Consider the following 14,335-nt stretch of genomic DNA (forward strand, 5'->3'; position numbering starts at 1 on the left):
CTGCAAAACTGTTCCCCATGAGTGAACCGAAGACCGTCCTCCTCCGCCGCGGCGAGGTCCACAGCCCCGCCGACCCTTTCGCCACCGCGATGGTCGTCGAACGTGGACAGGTGGCCTGGGTCGGTTCCGAAGGCGCCGCCGACGCCTTCGCGGACGGTGTCGACGAAGTCGTGGACCTGGACGGCGCTCTGGTCACCCCCGCGTTCACCGACGCACATGTGCACACCACGGCCACCGGCCTGGCCCTCACCGGCCTCGACCTCTCCGACGCCCCCTCCCTGGACGCGGCCCTGCGTCGCGTACGGGAGTTCACGGCCGCCCGCCCGGACGACCACGTCCTCCTCGGCCACGGCTGGGACGCCTCCCGCTGGCCCGACGGCCGCCCTCCCACCCGCGCGGAACTCGACGAGGCCGCAGGTGGCCGCCCTCTCTACCTGAGCCGTATCGACGTCCATTCGGCGGTGGTGACGACCGCCCTCCTCGACATGACGTCCCTGGGAGCGGTGGACGGCCCCCTCACGGCCGACGCCCACCACACCGTCCGCTCGACGGCGCTCGGCTCCGTCTCTTCGGCCCAGCGCACGGAAGCGCAGCGCGCCGCCCTCGCCCACGCCGCCTCGCTCGGCATCGGCACCCTTCACGAATGCGCAGGCCCCGAGATCTCCTCCGAGGACGACTTCACCGGGTTGCTGCGGCTCGCGAGCGAGGAGCCGGGCCCGAGTGTGGTCGGCTACTGGGCTGAGCAGGATGTCGACAAGGCACGCGAACTCGGCGCGCTCGGCGCCGCCGGAGACCTCTTCGTCGACGGCGCCCTCGGCTCCCACACCGCGTGCCTGCACGAGCCGTACGCCGACGCCGACCACACCGGTCTCACCTACCTGGACGCCGCCGACGTGGCCGCCCATGTCGTGGCCTGCACCGAGGCGGGCCTCCAGGCCGGCTTCCACGCGATCGGCGACGCGGCGGTGACCGCGGTGGTCGAAGGCGTCCGCGCCGTGGCGGAGAAACTCGGCCTCGCCCGCGTCCGCGCCGCCCGGCACCGCGTCGAGCACGCCGAGATGCTCACCCCCGAGGCAGTCGCCGCCTTCGCCGAACTCGGCCTCACCGCGTCCGTCCAGCCCGCCTTCGACGCCCTGTGGGGCGGCGAGGACGGGATGTACGCCCGGCGCCTGGGCCGGGAGCGGGCGGGCCGCCTGAACCCCTTCGCGGCCCTCCTGCGCGCCGGCGTCCCGCTCGCCTTCGGCTCCGACAGCCCCGTCACCCCCCTCGACCCGTGGGGCACGGTCCGCGCGGCAGCCTTCCACCGCACACCCGAGCACCGCGTCTCCGTGCGCGCCGCCTTCACCGCGCACACCCGCGGCGGCTGGCGGGCGGTCGGCCGGGACGACGCGGGCGTCCTGGTGCCCGGCGCCCCCGCCGACTACGCCGTGTGGCGCACCGGCGAACTGGTGGTCCAGGCCCCCGACGACCGAGTCGCCCGCTGGTCCACCGACCCCCGCTCCGGCACCCCCGGCCTGCCCGATCTGACGCCGGGCCGTGACCTGCCCGTCTGCCTGCGCACCGTGGTCGGCGGACGGACGGTCTTCGTACGGCCGGGCGAGTGATCTCCGGGGTGGCGCGGTACCGATCGCCCGCCGCCCCGCTGTCGTGCGACCTGCGCATCCTCGGCCCTGACCAGGGCGTTGCCTGAAGATGCGCAGGTCGCACGGCTGTTGACAGCCGACGGCAGGAGGCCGGTAGGTTCGGCCGGGTCCACCACCGGACGCCCGACCGGGGAACCTCCGCCCAGTCGTCGCAGCGCCGCTGGGTCAGGGACGGTGTGCCGCACCGGAACACCGCCACTGGGAGCCAGGCTCAGCGCTCGCGCCACGTCGAGGGAACGTTCCGTCCGGCCGGGGAGGTGTGACCCGGGTGGGGCCCGGGCGTTCAGTAGACAACGGCTTTCGGTCGACCCGCAGCCAGCGGGCCCCAGGTCGGCCCGAAGGGCGCCGGGCCCCCATCCGCAGCGAGGGCGGACATTCGGCTAGGGGGGACATTCGGCCGGGTCGGCCGAAAACTGTATTCTTACCCCGATCTTGTGGAAACGACACCAGCATACGAACGCCTTGTCGCGTCATCGCAGGCCGTGCGCACTATGGTGGACGCCTGCGTATTGACTCGAAGGGGCAGCGGTGAACGACGGTGACGGGACCCACACGGGCCAGGAGAGGCGATTCGGCCCGCTCGGCACGGCGTTGGTGATCATTCCGACCTACAACGAGGCGGAGAACATCAAGGCCATTGTCCGCCGGGTGCGCAAGGCCGTCCCGGAGGCGCACGTCCTCGTGGCCGACGACAACAGCCCCGACGGCACCGGCAAGCTCGCCGACGAACTGGCCGTCGAGGACGACCAGGTCCACGTCCTGCACCGCAAGGGCAAGGAGGGCCTCGGCGCCGCCTACCTCGCGGGCTTCCACTGGGGCCTGGAGCACGACTACGGCGTCCTGGTCGAGATGGACGCCGACGGTTCCCACCAGCCCGAGGAACTGCCCCGCCTGCTCACCGCCCTCAAGAGCGCCGACCTGGTCCTCGGCTCCCGCTGGGTGCCCGGCGGCCGGGTCGTGAACTGGCCCAGGTCCCGCGAGATCATCTCCCGCGGCGGCAGCCTCTACTCGCGCGTCGCCCTCGACCTTCCCCTGCGTGACATCACGGGCGGCTACCGCGCCTTCCGACGCGAGACCCTCGAAGGCCTCGGCCTCGACGACGTCGCCTCCCAGGGCTACTGCTTCCAGGTCGACCTCGCCCGCCGCGCCGTCAAGGCCGGTTACCACGTCGTGGAGGTGCCGATCACCTTCGTCGAGCGTGAACTCGGCGACTCCAAGATGAGCCGCGACATCCTCGTGGAGGCCCTGTGGCGGGTCACCACCTGGGGCGTGGGGGAGCGGGTCGGCAGGATCGCAGCCCGGGCAAAGCGCGCACAGCCGTAGCCCTACGGCCCCACAGGCTCGGCTGATCGTCCCCTTATGCCGTGCTGAGCCGCGCCCAGGCACACTGGACGTATGACGACAGGCGCTCCGACCCCCGCGTACCCCGCCCGCCCCCGCCGCTCCCGTATGCGCACCGTTCTGCCGCTGGGCGTCGCGGCGTGGCTGGTGCTGGAGATCTGGCTGCTGACCGTGGTCGCGGGCGCGGCGAGCGGGTTCGCGGTGTTCCTGCTGCTGGTCGCCGGCTTCGTGCTGGGGTCGGTGGTCATCAAGCGGGCCGGCCGCCGCGCCTTCCAGAACCTGAACGAGGCGATCCAGCGGGGCGGTGCCCCGTCGAGCTCCGGCAGCGGTGGCAACGGCCTGATGATGCTGGGCGGCCTGCTGCTGATGATCCCCGGCCTGCTCTCCGACGTGGTGGGGCTGCTCCTGCTGATCCCACCGGTCCAGAAGGCCGTCGGGCGGTACGCCGAGCGCACCTTCGACCGCAAGATCCGCGCCGCCGCCCCCGGCACCCTCGGGGACGCGTTCCAGCAGGCCCGTATGCAGCGCCCGGACGGCAAGGTGGTCCAGGGCGAGGTGATCGTCCGGGACGAGCCGGGCGGCGACACCCCGCAGGAACCGCGCCCGCCGCTCACTCGCTGAGCCGAAGCGGAACAGCACAAACCGCGGGCGCGGTACGTGAGTCACGTACCGCGCCCGCGGTTACTTGTATGCGCTCTTGTTCCCGCTCAGGCCGACTTGCGGCTGTCCCGGGGATGAACAGCGATGTTCATCGCGCCGGAACGCAGAACCGCCAGACGCTCCTCGAGGACCTCTTCGAGTTCCTCTCGGGTGCGTCGCTCCATCAGCATGTCCCAATGTGTACGCGCGGGCTTGGCCTTCTTCTCTTCAGGGCCGTCGCCGTCCACGAGGAGTGCTGGGGCCCCGCAGACCTTGCACTCCCACTCCGGCGGGATCTCCGCCTCGACCGAGAAGGGCATCTCGAAGCGATGCCCCTTCTCGCATGCGTACTCCACGGCCTGGCGCGGGGCCAGGTCGATGCCGCGGTCCGTCTCGTAGCTGGTCACCACGAGGCGCGTGCCGCGAAGAGCTCGCTCACTCATGAATCGTGCCTCCCGGGCTTGTCGCCCACAGGACAGGTGTCGCTGTCGTCGTCATCCGGTCAACGTCCGGTCGGCGGTAAAGATTCCCGTTCCGGGTCCCGTCCCGGGCATTGCGTCGCCGTCGTAGCCGCCCCTTGTTGTACCCACCAGCGCCCGGTTTGTCACATCTGCTGGCAGATGTCACACACCGTTTGGCATCTTTGACGCGCAGTAACGGTACGCCTGGCAGGCCAAACGCGTACACTACAGCGCTTTCGTGTTGAACGCTAAATCCTTTCGGGCACGGGATTGCCCGCGTCGCTGATCGCCTGCCGCACCGGGACCCGTGCGAGCAGGGCGAATCCGATGACGAAGAAGGCCACCAGCGAGATGATCGCGTCCCGATAACTTCCCGTCAGCTGGTAGGTGATCCCGAACAGCAGCGGGCCCAGCCAGCTCATCCCGCGGTCGCTCATCTCGTACGCCGAGAAGTATTCGGCCTCCTTGCCGGGCGGGACGAGGTGGGAGAACAGGGAGCGGGACAGGGCCTGGCTGCCGCCGAGGACGAGCCCGATGCAGGCGGCCAGGACGAAGAACCATCCGGGCGCGCCGGCGGGCAGGAAGAAGCCGGCCCCCAGGACCACCGCCCAGGCCACCAGCGAGCCGAGGATCGTGCGCTTGGCCCCGTAGGCCCGGGCGAGCCGGCCGAGCGCCAGCGCCCCCGCCACCGCGAGTACCTGGACCAGGAGCACGGCCGTGATGAGTGTCGACTGCCCGAGCCCCAGTTCCTCGGAGCCGTAGACCGACGCCTGGGAGATCACGGTCTGGATGCCGTCGTTGTAGATCAGGTACGCCAGCAGGAAGGCGAGCGTGAGCGGATGGCGGCGCATGTCGCGGACGGTGGCGGTCAGCTGCCGCAGGCCCGGGGCCGTCGACTCCTTCGCCGGGGAACTCCGGTCGCGCAGCCGTCGTAGCGGAATCAGCGCGAAGGCGCCCCACCACAGCCCGGCCGAGGCCAGACAGATGCGGACCGCGGCGCTCTCGGAGAGGCCGAAGGAGTCGTGGCCCGTGTAGAGAACCAGGTTCGCCACCAGCACCAGGGCGCCCGCCGCGTAACCGAAGGCCCAGCCCTTGGAGGAGACGGCGTCGCGCTCCTCGGGCGGGGCGATCTGCGGGAGGTAGGAGTTGTAGAGCATCGTCCCCACGGCCTGCGCCGCGTTCGCGACGACCAGCAGGACACCGCCGAGCAGATAGCGGTCGCCGCCGAGGAAGAACATGCCGGTCGTGGCGGCGGCACCGGTGTAGGCGGCGGCCGCCAGGAAGGGCTTCTTACGACCGCCGCGGTCGGCGGCGGCACCCACCAAGGGCATCACCAGCACGGCCACGATCACCGACAGGGACACCGAGTACGCGAAGAAGGAACCGGCACGCACCGGGATGCCCAGCGGGTGGACGTACCCGTCCGCGTCCGCCGCGTGCTTGGCGACCGAGGTCAGATAGGGGCCCAGGAACACGGTGAGCACGCTCGTCGAGTAGACGGAGCACGCCCAGTCGTAGAAGTACCAGCCGCGTTGTTCACGCCGCCGGTCGGCGGCCTCGTCCGCCGCGCCCGCCCGCACGGTGTCGGTGCCCACCCGTGCCCTCGCTTCCCCGTGAAAGGTGCCGTGCGCGGGCCGGGGAACGGGCGGGTCGGACAGGGGTCAGACCCACACGCCGCGGTCCTCCATGACCTTGCGCAGTGTTTCGATGTGATCGGTCATGATGCCATCGACTCCCAGGTCCAGGAGCCGGTGCATGCGCTCGGGCTCGTTGATGGTCCACACGTGCACGTGGAGCCCACGCGCGTGGGCGGCGCGCACGAAGCGGTGGTCGACCACCTGGATGCCGGACTGGGCCTCGGGCACCTGGGCGGCGACCGCGGAGCGGCGCAGGGCCGCCGGGACGCCCCACGAGCGCAGCCGCAGGTTGAGCACACCCCGGGTGCCGTAGGACGTCGCCAGGCGGGGTCCGGCGAGCCGTTGGGCGCGCATCACCCGCGCCTCGGAGAAGGAGCCGACGCAGATCCGGTCCCAGGTGCCGGTGCGCTCGATGAGGTCCAGGAGGGGCCGCAGGGCCGGCTCGTCCTTGAGGTCGACGTTCCAGCGCGCCTCGGGGAAGGTCTCCAGGAGCTCCTCGAGGAGCGGCACCGGTTCCTTGCCCGCCACCCGCGCGTGCCGCACCTCGGCCCAGCGCAGGTCCGCTATCCGGCCCGCCCCGTCGGTCACCCGGTCCAGCGTCGCGTCGTGGAAGGCGACCAGCTTGCCGTCCGCGGTCGCGTGGACGTCGGTCTCCAGGTACCGGTAGCCCGCCTCGACCGCCCGCCGGAACTGGAACGCGGTGTTCTCCAGGCCGTCCGCCGCCCCGCCCCGGTGGGCGAAGGGGATGGGGCCGGGATGGTCCAGATAGGGGTGGCGTATCCGCGGGGTCACGGACGCAGTATCGCTCCCCGCGGTTGCCCGGTGGCAACGACCGTGCTGCCGTCGGATGCCCGGGGAACGGCGAACATGCGCAGGAAGACCTGGGCGAGCGGGCCGATGGACACCGCGTAGAGGAGGGTCCCGACGCCGATGGTGCCGCCGAGCACGAATCCCGTGACCACGACGGCCACTTCGACGGCGGTCCGCATCAGCCGGATGGAGCGACCGGTCCGCCGGTGCAGCCCGGTCATCAGGCCGTCCCTCGGGCCCGGGCCGAAGCTGGCGGCGATATAGAGACCGGTGGCCACACCGTTGAGCACGATCGCGGCCAGCATGAGCGGGATCCGTACGGCGAGACCGTGCACGTCGGGGACCGCGGTGAGGGTCGCGTCCATGGCGATGCCGACCACGAAGACGTTGGAGACCGTGCCGAGACCCGGCCGCTGGCGCAGCGGGATCCACAGGAGCAGCACCGCCGCGCCCACGACGATCGACACGACACCGATCGACACCCCGGTGAGTTCGGCGAGGCCCTGGTGCAGCACGCCCCAGGGCTCCAGGCCCAGGCTCGCCTCGACGAGCAGCGCGGAGCTGGCCCCGTAGAGGGCGAGTCCGACGTACAGCTGGATCAACCGTCGTACCGGACGGCTCTGCGTGGACAAGGTGGTCCCCCTGTGGTGGTAGTGGCCTGATGCATGACACCCTGTGGCTTGGGATGACACGCCATCCATGGCCAATTCGGGGAAGGTGGACTGATTTCAGTGGCGCAGTGGACCTCGGCGGTGGGCGCGGCGCAGCTCGCCCGGCTGCTCAACTCCCAGCAGGACCGTCCCGCGGGCCCCGGCACGCGCCGCCCGCCGGCCTACCGCGCACTCGCCGACGGCATCCGCCTGCTGGTCCTGGAAGGCCGGGTCCCGGTGGCCGCACGCCTGCCCGCGGAACGTGAGCTGGCCCTCTCCCTGTCCGTCAGCCGTACGACCGTGGCGGCGGCCTACGAGGCGCTGCGGGCCGAGGGATTCCTGGAGTCCCGGCGCGGCGCGGGCAGCTGGACGGCCGTACCGGCCGGGAACCCGCTCCCCGCCCGCGGGCTCGAACCCCTCCCGCCCGAAGCCCTCGGTTCGATGATCGACCTGGGCTGCGCGGCACTGCCGGCGCCCGAGCCGTGGCTGACCCGTGCGGTGCAGGGCGCCCTGGAGGAGCTGCCGCCGTACGCCCACACGCACGGGGACTACCCGGCGGGTCTGCCCGCTCTGCGCGCGATGATCGCCGAGCGGTACACGGCGCGCGGGATCCCCACGATGCCCGAGCAGATCATGGTCACGACCGGCGCGATGGGCGCGATCGACGCGATCTGTCATCTGTTCGGGGGCCGGGGGGAGCGGATCGCGGTCGAGTCGCCGTCGTACGCGAACATCCTTCAGCTGATGCGGGAGGCGGGCGCCCGGCTCGTGCCCGTCGCGATGGCGGAGGGGCTGACCGGCTGGGACATCGACCGCTGGCGACAGGTCCTGCGGGACGCGGCGCCCCGGATCGCCTATGTCGTCGCCGACTTCCACAACCCGACCGGTGCGCTGGCCGACGAGGACCAGCGGCGGCAGCTGGTGGACGCGGCGCGGTCCGCGGGGACCGTGCTGGTGGCGGACGAGACGATGACCGAGCTCTGGCTGGACGACGACGTCTCGATGCCACGGCAGGTGTGCGCCTTCGACCCGGCCGGCTCCACCGTGGTCACCGTCGGCTCCGCCAGCAAGGCGTTCTGGGCGGGAATGCGGATCGGGTGGGTCCGGGGGGCACCGGACGTGATCCGCAGCCTGGTCGCCGCGCGGGCCTACGCCGACCTCGGGACGCCGGTCCTCGAACAGCTGGCCGTGAACTGGCTGTTCAGCACCGGGGGATGGGAGCAGGCGGTCGAGCTGCGGCGAGGTCAGGCCCGGGAGAACCGGGACGCGCTGGTGGCCGCGATGCGCAGGGAACTGCCGTCCTGGGAGTTCGAGGTGCCGCAGGGCGGCCTGACGCTGTGGGTGAAGGCCGGGGGGTTGTCCGGCTCCCGGCTGGCGGAGGTCGGCGAGCGGGTGGGCGTACGGGTGCCGTCCGGGCCGCGGTTCGGGGTCGACGGGGCCTTCGAGGGCTATGTGCGACTGCCGTTCACCGTCGGAGGAGCGGTGGCCGACGAGGCCGCGGCGCGGCTGGCCGCGGCGGCCCGGGTGGTGGAGAGCGGAGGGTCCGGGGGCGGGGAGGCGCCGCGTACGTTCGTGGCCTGACAGCGCTGTGCGACCAGCCGCCACGCACCCGCAGCCGCACGAGCATCGCTGAGGGCTACGGCGCTTCCGCGGCCACCGCTTCCGGCTCCGCTCCCGAAGGGACTGCCTCCGTTCCCGAGGGGACCGCCTCCGCTTCCGTTTCCGAGGGAACCGTCTCCGCGTCCGCCGGAGTCGTCCGTGCCGGCAGCAACGCCAGCACCGCCTGCCGGTCCGCCTCGCTCGTCGCGTCGTCGTAGGGATCCGGAGTCGCCGGCACCTGGAGGCGATGGACCGGGCCCGACCCGAGGCGGGCGTAACCGCGGCCGGGCGGAACGTCGGTCACCGGGGTCGTGTGCGGAGGCGCTCCGAGGAAGGCCTCCAACTGGTCCGGCGTCGCAGGGCCCAGCACGACACGCGCGCGCGTGTGCTGCCGTACCGGCTCGCTCAGCGCCTCCGCGCTGTCGAACTGGTCGGCCACCACCACCGTGACGTTCGCCGCGCGCCCGTGCCGCAGGGGGACCTGGAGCAGGGACTGCGGATCCTTGCGGCCGTCCGCGGCGGCCAGGTGGGTGAAGGCGCTCGGACGGTCGAGGAGGATCCACAGGGGACGCTTGGCGTCCTCGGGCGGCGGGTGGCCCGCCTGCCGGGCACGGTTGGCCGCGATCAGACGGCGCTCCGTCTCGGTCGCCGCCCACTCCAGGCTCGCCAGCGCCCCCGCGAGCCCGCACTCGACCGCGAGGACGCCGTCCCGCCCGGTCAGGCACGCGTACTCGCCGGTGCCGCCACCCTCGATGATGACGACATCGCCGTACTGGAGGGCCTGGAGCGCGACGGAACGCAGCAGGGTGGAGGTGCCGCTGCCCGGCTGGCCCATGACCAGCAGGTGCGGCTCGGTGGAGCGGATCCCGGTGCGCCAGACCACCGGCGGGACGTCGCGCTGCCCGTCGCCGTAGCCGAGCGGAAGCGTGCGCTGGACCTGGGTGGGGTCGGTGAAGCCGAGGACCGTCTCGCCCGGGGTGGTGACGAAACGCTGGGCGGCGATGTCGGTGGGCAGCGGGGCGAGGACGGTGACTGTGAGTTCGTTGCCCTCCTCGTCCCAGGTGAAGTGGTACTCGCGGCCGCGGCCCGACTTGGCGTGCAGCAAGTGCTCGATGCGGGCCCGGGACTCGGCCTCGCCGTCGGTGAAGTACGCCGGGTAGCGGATCAGCAGGTGGGTGATGCGGCCGGTGCCGTCGAAGTCGTACGCGGGGAAGGCCTTCTCCCACTCGCCGCCGTGCGTGTAGAGCGGGGCCGGGTCCTCGGCCGCCGAGAAGTACGGGACGAGCGCTTCGTACAGCGACTGCAGCCGCTGTGTCTGCGTCTCGTCCGGCCCTTCCGGCTCCGACGGCCTGTGGTCCCGGCCCTGCCAGGCTGCCGCCGCCATCAGGCTGATGACGGCGAGCAGCGGACCGTACGGAACGAGCGCCACGACCAGGACCACCGACGCCACCAGGAACAGCAGCGCTCCACGCCTGTCCTTGGGGGTGTCAGCCCACCTGCGCCGCCCGGCCGAGGCCAGCCGGCGCAGCCCGCGGGTGATCGTGATCAGCGGGTGGAGGACGTCGGTGGCGCTGTCGGCCGCCGTCCGGGCCAGCTCCCGGCTCCGGGCGATCTGGGCGCTGCCTGTGCTCAGGATGCGGGGGAGGGGGCGGCGGGCCACTGCTGTCTCCTGGAGGTGCGTACGGACGGGAGGGGCGGCGTCAGAACTTGATGCCGCCGAGGAGGCTCGCCAGGCTCTCGCCGCCGGCCTTGATGCTCGGGGCGATGGCCGTGCTTGCCAGGTAGAAGCCGAACAACGCCGAGATCAGGGCGTGTGACGCCTTGAGTCCGTCCTTGCGGAAGAAGATGAAGACGACGATGCCGAGCAGTACGACACCGGAGATGGAGAGGATCATTGCGGTGCTCCTGGTTCGTGGGGACAGTCACCATGAGTACTTCCAGCATCACAGCATGTATCCATACGACAAAAGGTGCAAATGAATGAATTTTGCGCGATTTCACTGAGTTGGCGGAGCTGTGGTGATCTTTACCTCCGGCACTTCGGGTCATCTGCCGCGCGAGCCAGTACCCTTGCGATTCACCTGAACGGTTGTATGAGAGGCGGTCCGGCCGATGACTGAAGCCCCCGACCCGGAGGTCGTGGAGCTGGCGACCAAGATCTTCGATCTGGCCCGGCAGGGGCAGACCGAGGCGCTGGTGGCGTACGTCGACGCGGGTGTTCCGGTGGGCCTCACCAACGACCGCGGGGACTCGCTCGTGATGCTCGCCGCCTACCACGGTCACGCGGACGCGGTGCGCGCGCTCGTCGCCCGCGGGGCGGCGGCCGGCGGGGTCAACGACCGGGGGCAGACGCCGCTCGCCGGAGCCGTCTTCAAGGGCTCCGCGGACGTCATCAAGGCCCTGCTGGAGGGCGGCGCCGATCCGGCCGACGGCACCCCCTCGGCCCTCGACACCGCCCGGATGTTCGGCCGGACCGAACTGCTCGAACTGTTCGCCGCACACTGATCCGCATGATCTGACCAGCGAAAACACTCACAACGGGGGAGGCGGTACAAGGCCGCCGAAATTTCGGTCGCGGCAGATGGAAGTGCCGAGTCATCATGACCTCGTGGTTCACGGACGTGATGGCCGGGCAGCTGATGCCGCACCGCGCGGACCGTGACACGGTCCGTATGGGCCACCGACGAGAGGCAGAGGAAGATGGCTTACAGCAAGCAGGAAACGGCGGGCGCCCCGACGTGTTGTCACGCGGCCAGGTAATGCACGTCCCCGGTTGCGTCGACGCTTGATGTGAGGCTGTTTCCCATGTTCGATCCGGTCATAGCGCCCAGCGGCACGCTGCTCGGCCTGCTCCAGCGGGGCCGCGGCGACGGCACACTGCACGCGCTCACCGCCCCGCGCGCCGAGGCGCTCGCGGCCCTGAACCACTGCGTGCTGCGCGATCCCCGCCACGACTGGCAGGTGGAGAACCGCTCGCTGTACTACGCCCGTCTCTTCCTCGACCTGGGCGGCGAGCTCGACGAGATCGAGGCGCACCTCTTCGAGGTGGACGACGTCTTCGACACCGAGGAGTCACGCACGGGCCTCGCCCTGGCCGTCCTCGGCCACCTCGCCTCCTACGGCAGGCGCGACGCGCTCGAACTGCTGCGCAGGTACGCCGCCTCGGGCTCCAACTGGGCCTGGGCGCTGGACGAACTCGCGCTGCGGGACGACGACGCCGGCCTCCGTGCCCTCGCCGCGCCCGTGCTCGCCCGGTTCGGGACCGATCCCGAGGGCGAGGCCGAACTGGCCGCCGCCGTCCGGGACGCCTTCGAACCGAGGCCATGGCGGTTGTGGGCCGACGATCCCCGCGAATCCGTCTCCACGCGTGTGCGTGCCGCTCAGGAGGCCGGCTGTTTCGACCGCTGGCAACGCCAGATGCGACCCGCAGGGCCCCGCCCGGGGTGGAGCGTGCAGGCCGTCTTCGAGTGGGCCCAGCAAGGCGTCGAGCGCGGGGCGGCCCTCCATGTGCCCGCCGCCCGCTGCCTGGCCGCCGTCGCCGGACCCGAGGACCGGCCCGAGATCATCGCGGTCGCCAAGGACGGCACCGACGGGGCTCGGGCCACCGCTCTGCGCTATCTCTCCGACAGCAACGACCCCGACGCCTTCGATCTGATCGAGTTGGCCGCCGTCACCGGCTCACCGGCCGTGGTGGAGGCCGCCCTCGGCTCGTTCGAACGCATGCGCAGTATCGCCGCCGTCGACCGCGCGCGTGGCTGGGCCCGCCGACCCGATCCGCTGGGCGCCGCCGCCGGACGCATGCTCGCCTGCCTGGGCGGAGCCCAGGACCGGGACCTCGTACTGGCAGCCCTCCGGGAGGCCGTACGGGGCGAGGGACCCGACGCGGCCACCCTGTGGACCCTCGTCGACGGCACCGGACGCCTCGGCATCGCCTGCGCCGCCCCCGTGTTGCGTCACATCTACCGGGAGACGGCCTCCTCCCACCTCCGCGGCCGCGCCGCCCGCGCGCTCGCCGCCACCGATCCGTCCTTCGCCACCGGCTTCGCCGTCGAATGCCTCTGGGACTGCGAGGAGACCACCCGCGAGATCGCCGCCCGGCACGCCGAGACCGGCGACGCCCGGGTCGTGGAGCGACTGCGCCGGCTGGCCGCCGACCCGGCCGAGGAGGCCGAGGTCCAGACGGCCGTACGCAGCCGTATCGGACCGGACACCGCGGCCATGTGACACCGCCTTCGGGTGTGAACATCAGGGCCCTGTCACACCCGCCCGGTGAACTCCGGACGACCCGCGGGTCAGGTGCGCATGGACGTCACCCGACCTGCTCGGGTGCGCAGCAGAACGCTCATGGGACGTTCCTCGTCCGGAAAGATCCACGTTGACGCGGCCACGTCCAGCACGGCGAGAACAGTCCCATGCGTGTCGTCATAGTGACCGAATCCTTTCCCCCCGATGTGAACGGCGTGGCCCACTGCGCGCTCCAGACCGCCCGGCACCTCGTGGATCGCGGTCACCTTCCGCTCGTCGTCGCGCCGGCCACCGCGTCCGGCCCCGGGCACGGCGCGGACGCCCTCGCGCCGTGCCCCGTCGTCCGTGTCCCCTCCGTCCCCCTCCCGGGCTACCCCCAGGTCCGCGTCGCCCTCCCCAGCAGGCGCGTGGCCGCGGCGATCGTCGAGCACCGTGCCGACGTCGTCCACCTGGCCAGCCCCTTCGTCCTCGGCGTCCGCGGCATGGCCGCCGCCGCCCGGCTCGGCATCCCCGCCGTGGCTGTCTACCAGACCGACCTCGCCGGATACGCCCGCACCTACGTGCACGCGGGAGAAGCCGCCGCCTGGCGCCGTATCCGTTCCGTCCACGCCGCAGCCGACCTCACCCTCGCCCCGTCCAGCGCGTCCCTGCGCGATCTGGAGGCGCACGGCGTCCCCAGGGTCGAGCTGTGGCCGCGGGGCGTGGACACCGTCCGCTTCCGCCCCGACCTGCGCGACGAAGGGCTGCGCCGCCGGCTCGCCCCGAACGGCGAGACGATCGTCGGTTACGTCGGTCGGCTCGCCGCGGAGAAGCACATCGAGCTGCTGGCCGACACCTGCCGACTGGAGGGCGTCAAGGTCGTGGTGGTCGGGGACGGGCCGACCCGGCCCGCTCTCGAGCAGGCACTGCCCGGCGCGGTCTTCCTGGGCTCCCGCACGGGCGACGAACTGGCCAGGATCTTCGCCTCCTTGGACGTCTTCGCGCACACCGGCCCCTTCGAGACGTTCTGCCAGACCGTGCAGGAGGCCATGGCGAGCGGTGTGCCCGTCGTCGCGCCCGCCGCCGGCGGTCCGCTGGACCTGGTCGCCCACGGGCGCACCGGGTTCCTCGTCCCACCGCGCGACCCGGCAGCCGTACGGGACGCGGTGTGGTCCCTGGCCGCCGACCCCGAGATGCGTGCCGCGTTCGGCGTCGCCGCGCGGGCCATGGTCGAGGGGCGCACCTGGGCGGCAGTCGGTGACCGGCTGATCGGCCACTACGCCACCGTGCTCACCGGCCGGAAGACGGCGGTGGCGGCATGAGCGGATATG

The 14,335-nt window shown here is 72.0% G+C and carries 13 protein-coding genes; 7 read left to right on the forward strand and 6 right to left on the reverse strand.

Features of this window, described 5'->3' with window-relative positions; all coding sequences use genetic code 11:
* Window positions 1-17 precede the first annotated feature (17 nt).
* From ACZ39I_RS28715 to fxsA, 3 genes are all read left to right on the forward strand, one after another.
* Window positions 18-1,604, forward strand: a complete 1,587-nt coding sequence (locus ACZ39I_RS28715) for an amidohydrolase (RefSeq protein ID WP_467247537.1) — start codon at window positions 18-20, stop codon at window positions 1,602-1,604.
* 567 nt (window positions 1,605-2,171) lie between these two features.
* Window positions 2,172-2,966, forward strand: a complete 795-nt coding sequence (locus ACZ39I_RS28720) for a polyprenol monophosphomannose synthase (RefSeq protein WP_467247539.1) — start codon at window positions 2,172-2,174, stop codon at window positions 2,964-2,966.
* A 72-nt stretch (window positions 2,967-3,038) separates the two neighbouring features.
* The gene (gene fxsA, locus ACZ39I_RS28725; RefSeq protein ID WP_467247541.1) at window positions 3,039-3,605 is read left to right on the forward strand and encodes an FxsA family membrane protein; all 567 of its coding nucleotides are present in this window, start codon (window positions 3,039-3,041) and stop codon (window positions 3,603-3,605) included.
* A gap of 86 nt (window positions 3,606-3,691) precedes the next feature.
* Here the strand turns inward: fxsA and ACZ39I_RS28730 are convergent, their stop codons facing one another.
* The 4 genes from ACZ39I_RS28730 to yczE all read right to left on the reverse strand — a co-directional run bounded on the left by ACZ39I_RS28730 (window position 3,692) and on the right by yczE (window position 7,163).
* Complete coding sequence (locus ACZ39I_RS28730) at window positions 3,692-4,066, reverse strand: RNA polymerase-binding protein RbpA (RefSeq protein WP_009187548.1); 375 nt, start codon at window positions 4,064-4,066, stop codon at window positions 3,692-3,694.
* Between the two features lie 266 nt (window positions 4,067-4,332).
* Entirely contained in the window at window positions 4,333-5,679 is a 1,347-nt protein-coding gene (locus ACZ39I_RS28735; protein WP_467247543.1) for an MFS transporter, read from the reverse strand.
* Window positions 5,680-5,745: 66 nt separating this feature from the next.
* The gene (locus ACZ39I_RS28740; protein ID WP_467247544.1) at window positions 5,746-6,513 is read right to left on the reverse strand and encodes a glycerophosphodiester phosphodiesterase; all 768 of its coding nucleotides are present in this window, start codon (window positions 6,511-6,513) and stop codon (window positions 5,746-5,748) included.
* Window positions 6,510-7,163 (reverse strand): membrane protein YczE, encoded by a 654-nt coding sequence (gene yczE / locus ACZ39I_RS28745; RefSeq protein ID WP_467247546.1) that lies wholly within the window; start codon window positions 7,161-7,163, stop codon window positions 6,510-6,512. The genes ACZ39I_RS28740 and yczE overlap by 4 nt, the downstream gene beginning before the upstream one ends.
* 99 nt (window positions 7,164-7,262) lie before the next feature.
* Between yczE and ACZ39I_RS28750 the strand changes: the two genes are divergently transcribed.
* Entirely contained in the window at window positions 7,263-8,762 is a 1,500-nt protein-coding gene (locus ACZ39I_RS28750) for an SCO1417 family PLP biosynthesis transcription factor (protein WP_467247548.1), read from the forward strand.
* Window positions 8,763-8,817: 55 nt separating this feature from the next.
* Here the strand turns inward: ACZ39I_RS28750 and ACZ39I_RS28755 are convergent, their stop codons facing one another.
* Together ACZ39I_RS28755 and ACZ39I_RS28760 are read right to left on the reverse strand one after the other, a co-directional pair.
* Window positions 8,818-10,440: a P-loop NTPase family protein gene (locus ACZ39I_RS28755; RefSeq protein ID WP_467247549.1), complete on the reverse strand. Its 1,623-nt coding sequence runs from the start codon at window positions 10,438-10,440 to the stop codon at window positions 8,818-8,820.
* A gap of 40 nt (window positions 10,441-10,480) precedes the next feature.
* Complete coding sequence (locus ACZ39I_RS28760; RefSeq protein WP_007380617.1) at window positions 10,481-10,675, reverse strand: hypothetical protein; 195 nt, start codon at window positions 10,673-10,675, stop codon at window positions 10,481-10,483.
* 217 nt (window positions 10,676-10,892) lie between these two features.
* Between ACZ39I_RS28760 and ACZ39I_RS28765 the strand changes: the two genes are divergently transcribed.
* From ACZ39I_RS28765 to ACZ39I_RS28775, 3 genes are all read left to right on the forward strand, one after another.
* Window positions 10,893-11,285: an ankyrin repeat domain-containing protein gene (locus tag ACZ39I_RS28765; RefSeq protein ID WP_467247550.1), complete on the forward strand. Its 393-nt coding sequence runs from the start codon at window positions 10,893-10,895 to the stop codon at window positions 11,283-11,285.
* 300 nt (window positions 11,286-11,585) lie between these two features.
* Window positions 11,586-13,004, forward strand: coding sequence for a HEAT repeat domain-containing protein (locus ACZ39I_RS28770; protein ID WP_467247552.1), 1,419 nt, complete (start codon window positions 11,586-11,588; stop codon window positions 13,002-13,004).
* Window positions 13,005-13,192: 188 nt separating this feature from the next.
* Complete coding sequence (locus ACZ39I_RS28775; protein ID WP_467247554.1) at window positions 13,193-14,326, forward strand: glycosyltransferase family 4 protein; 1,134 nt, start codon at window positions 13,193-13,195, stop codon at window positions 14,324-14,326.
* Window positions 14,327-14,335: the final 9 nt, after the last annotated feature.

Source organism: Streptomyces sp. NPDC024687, assembly GCF_055559055.1.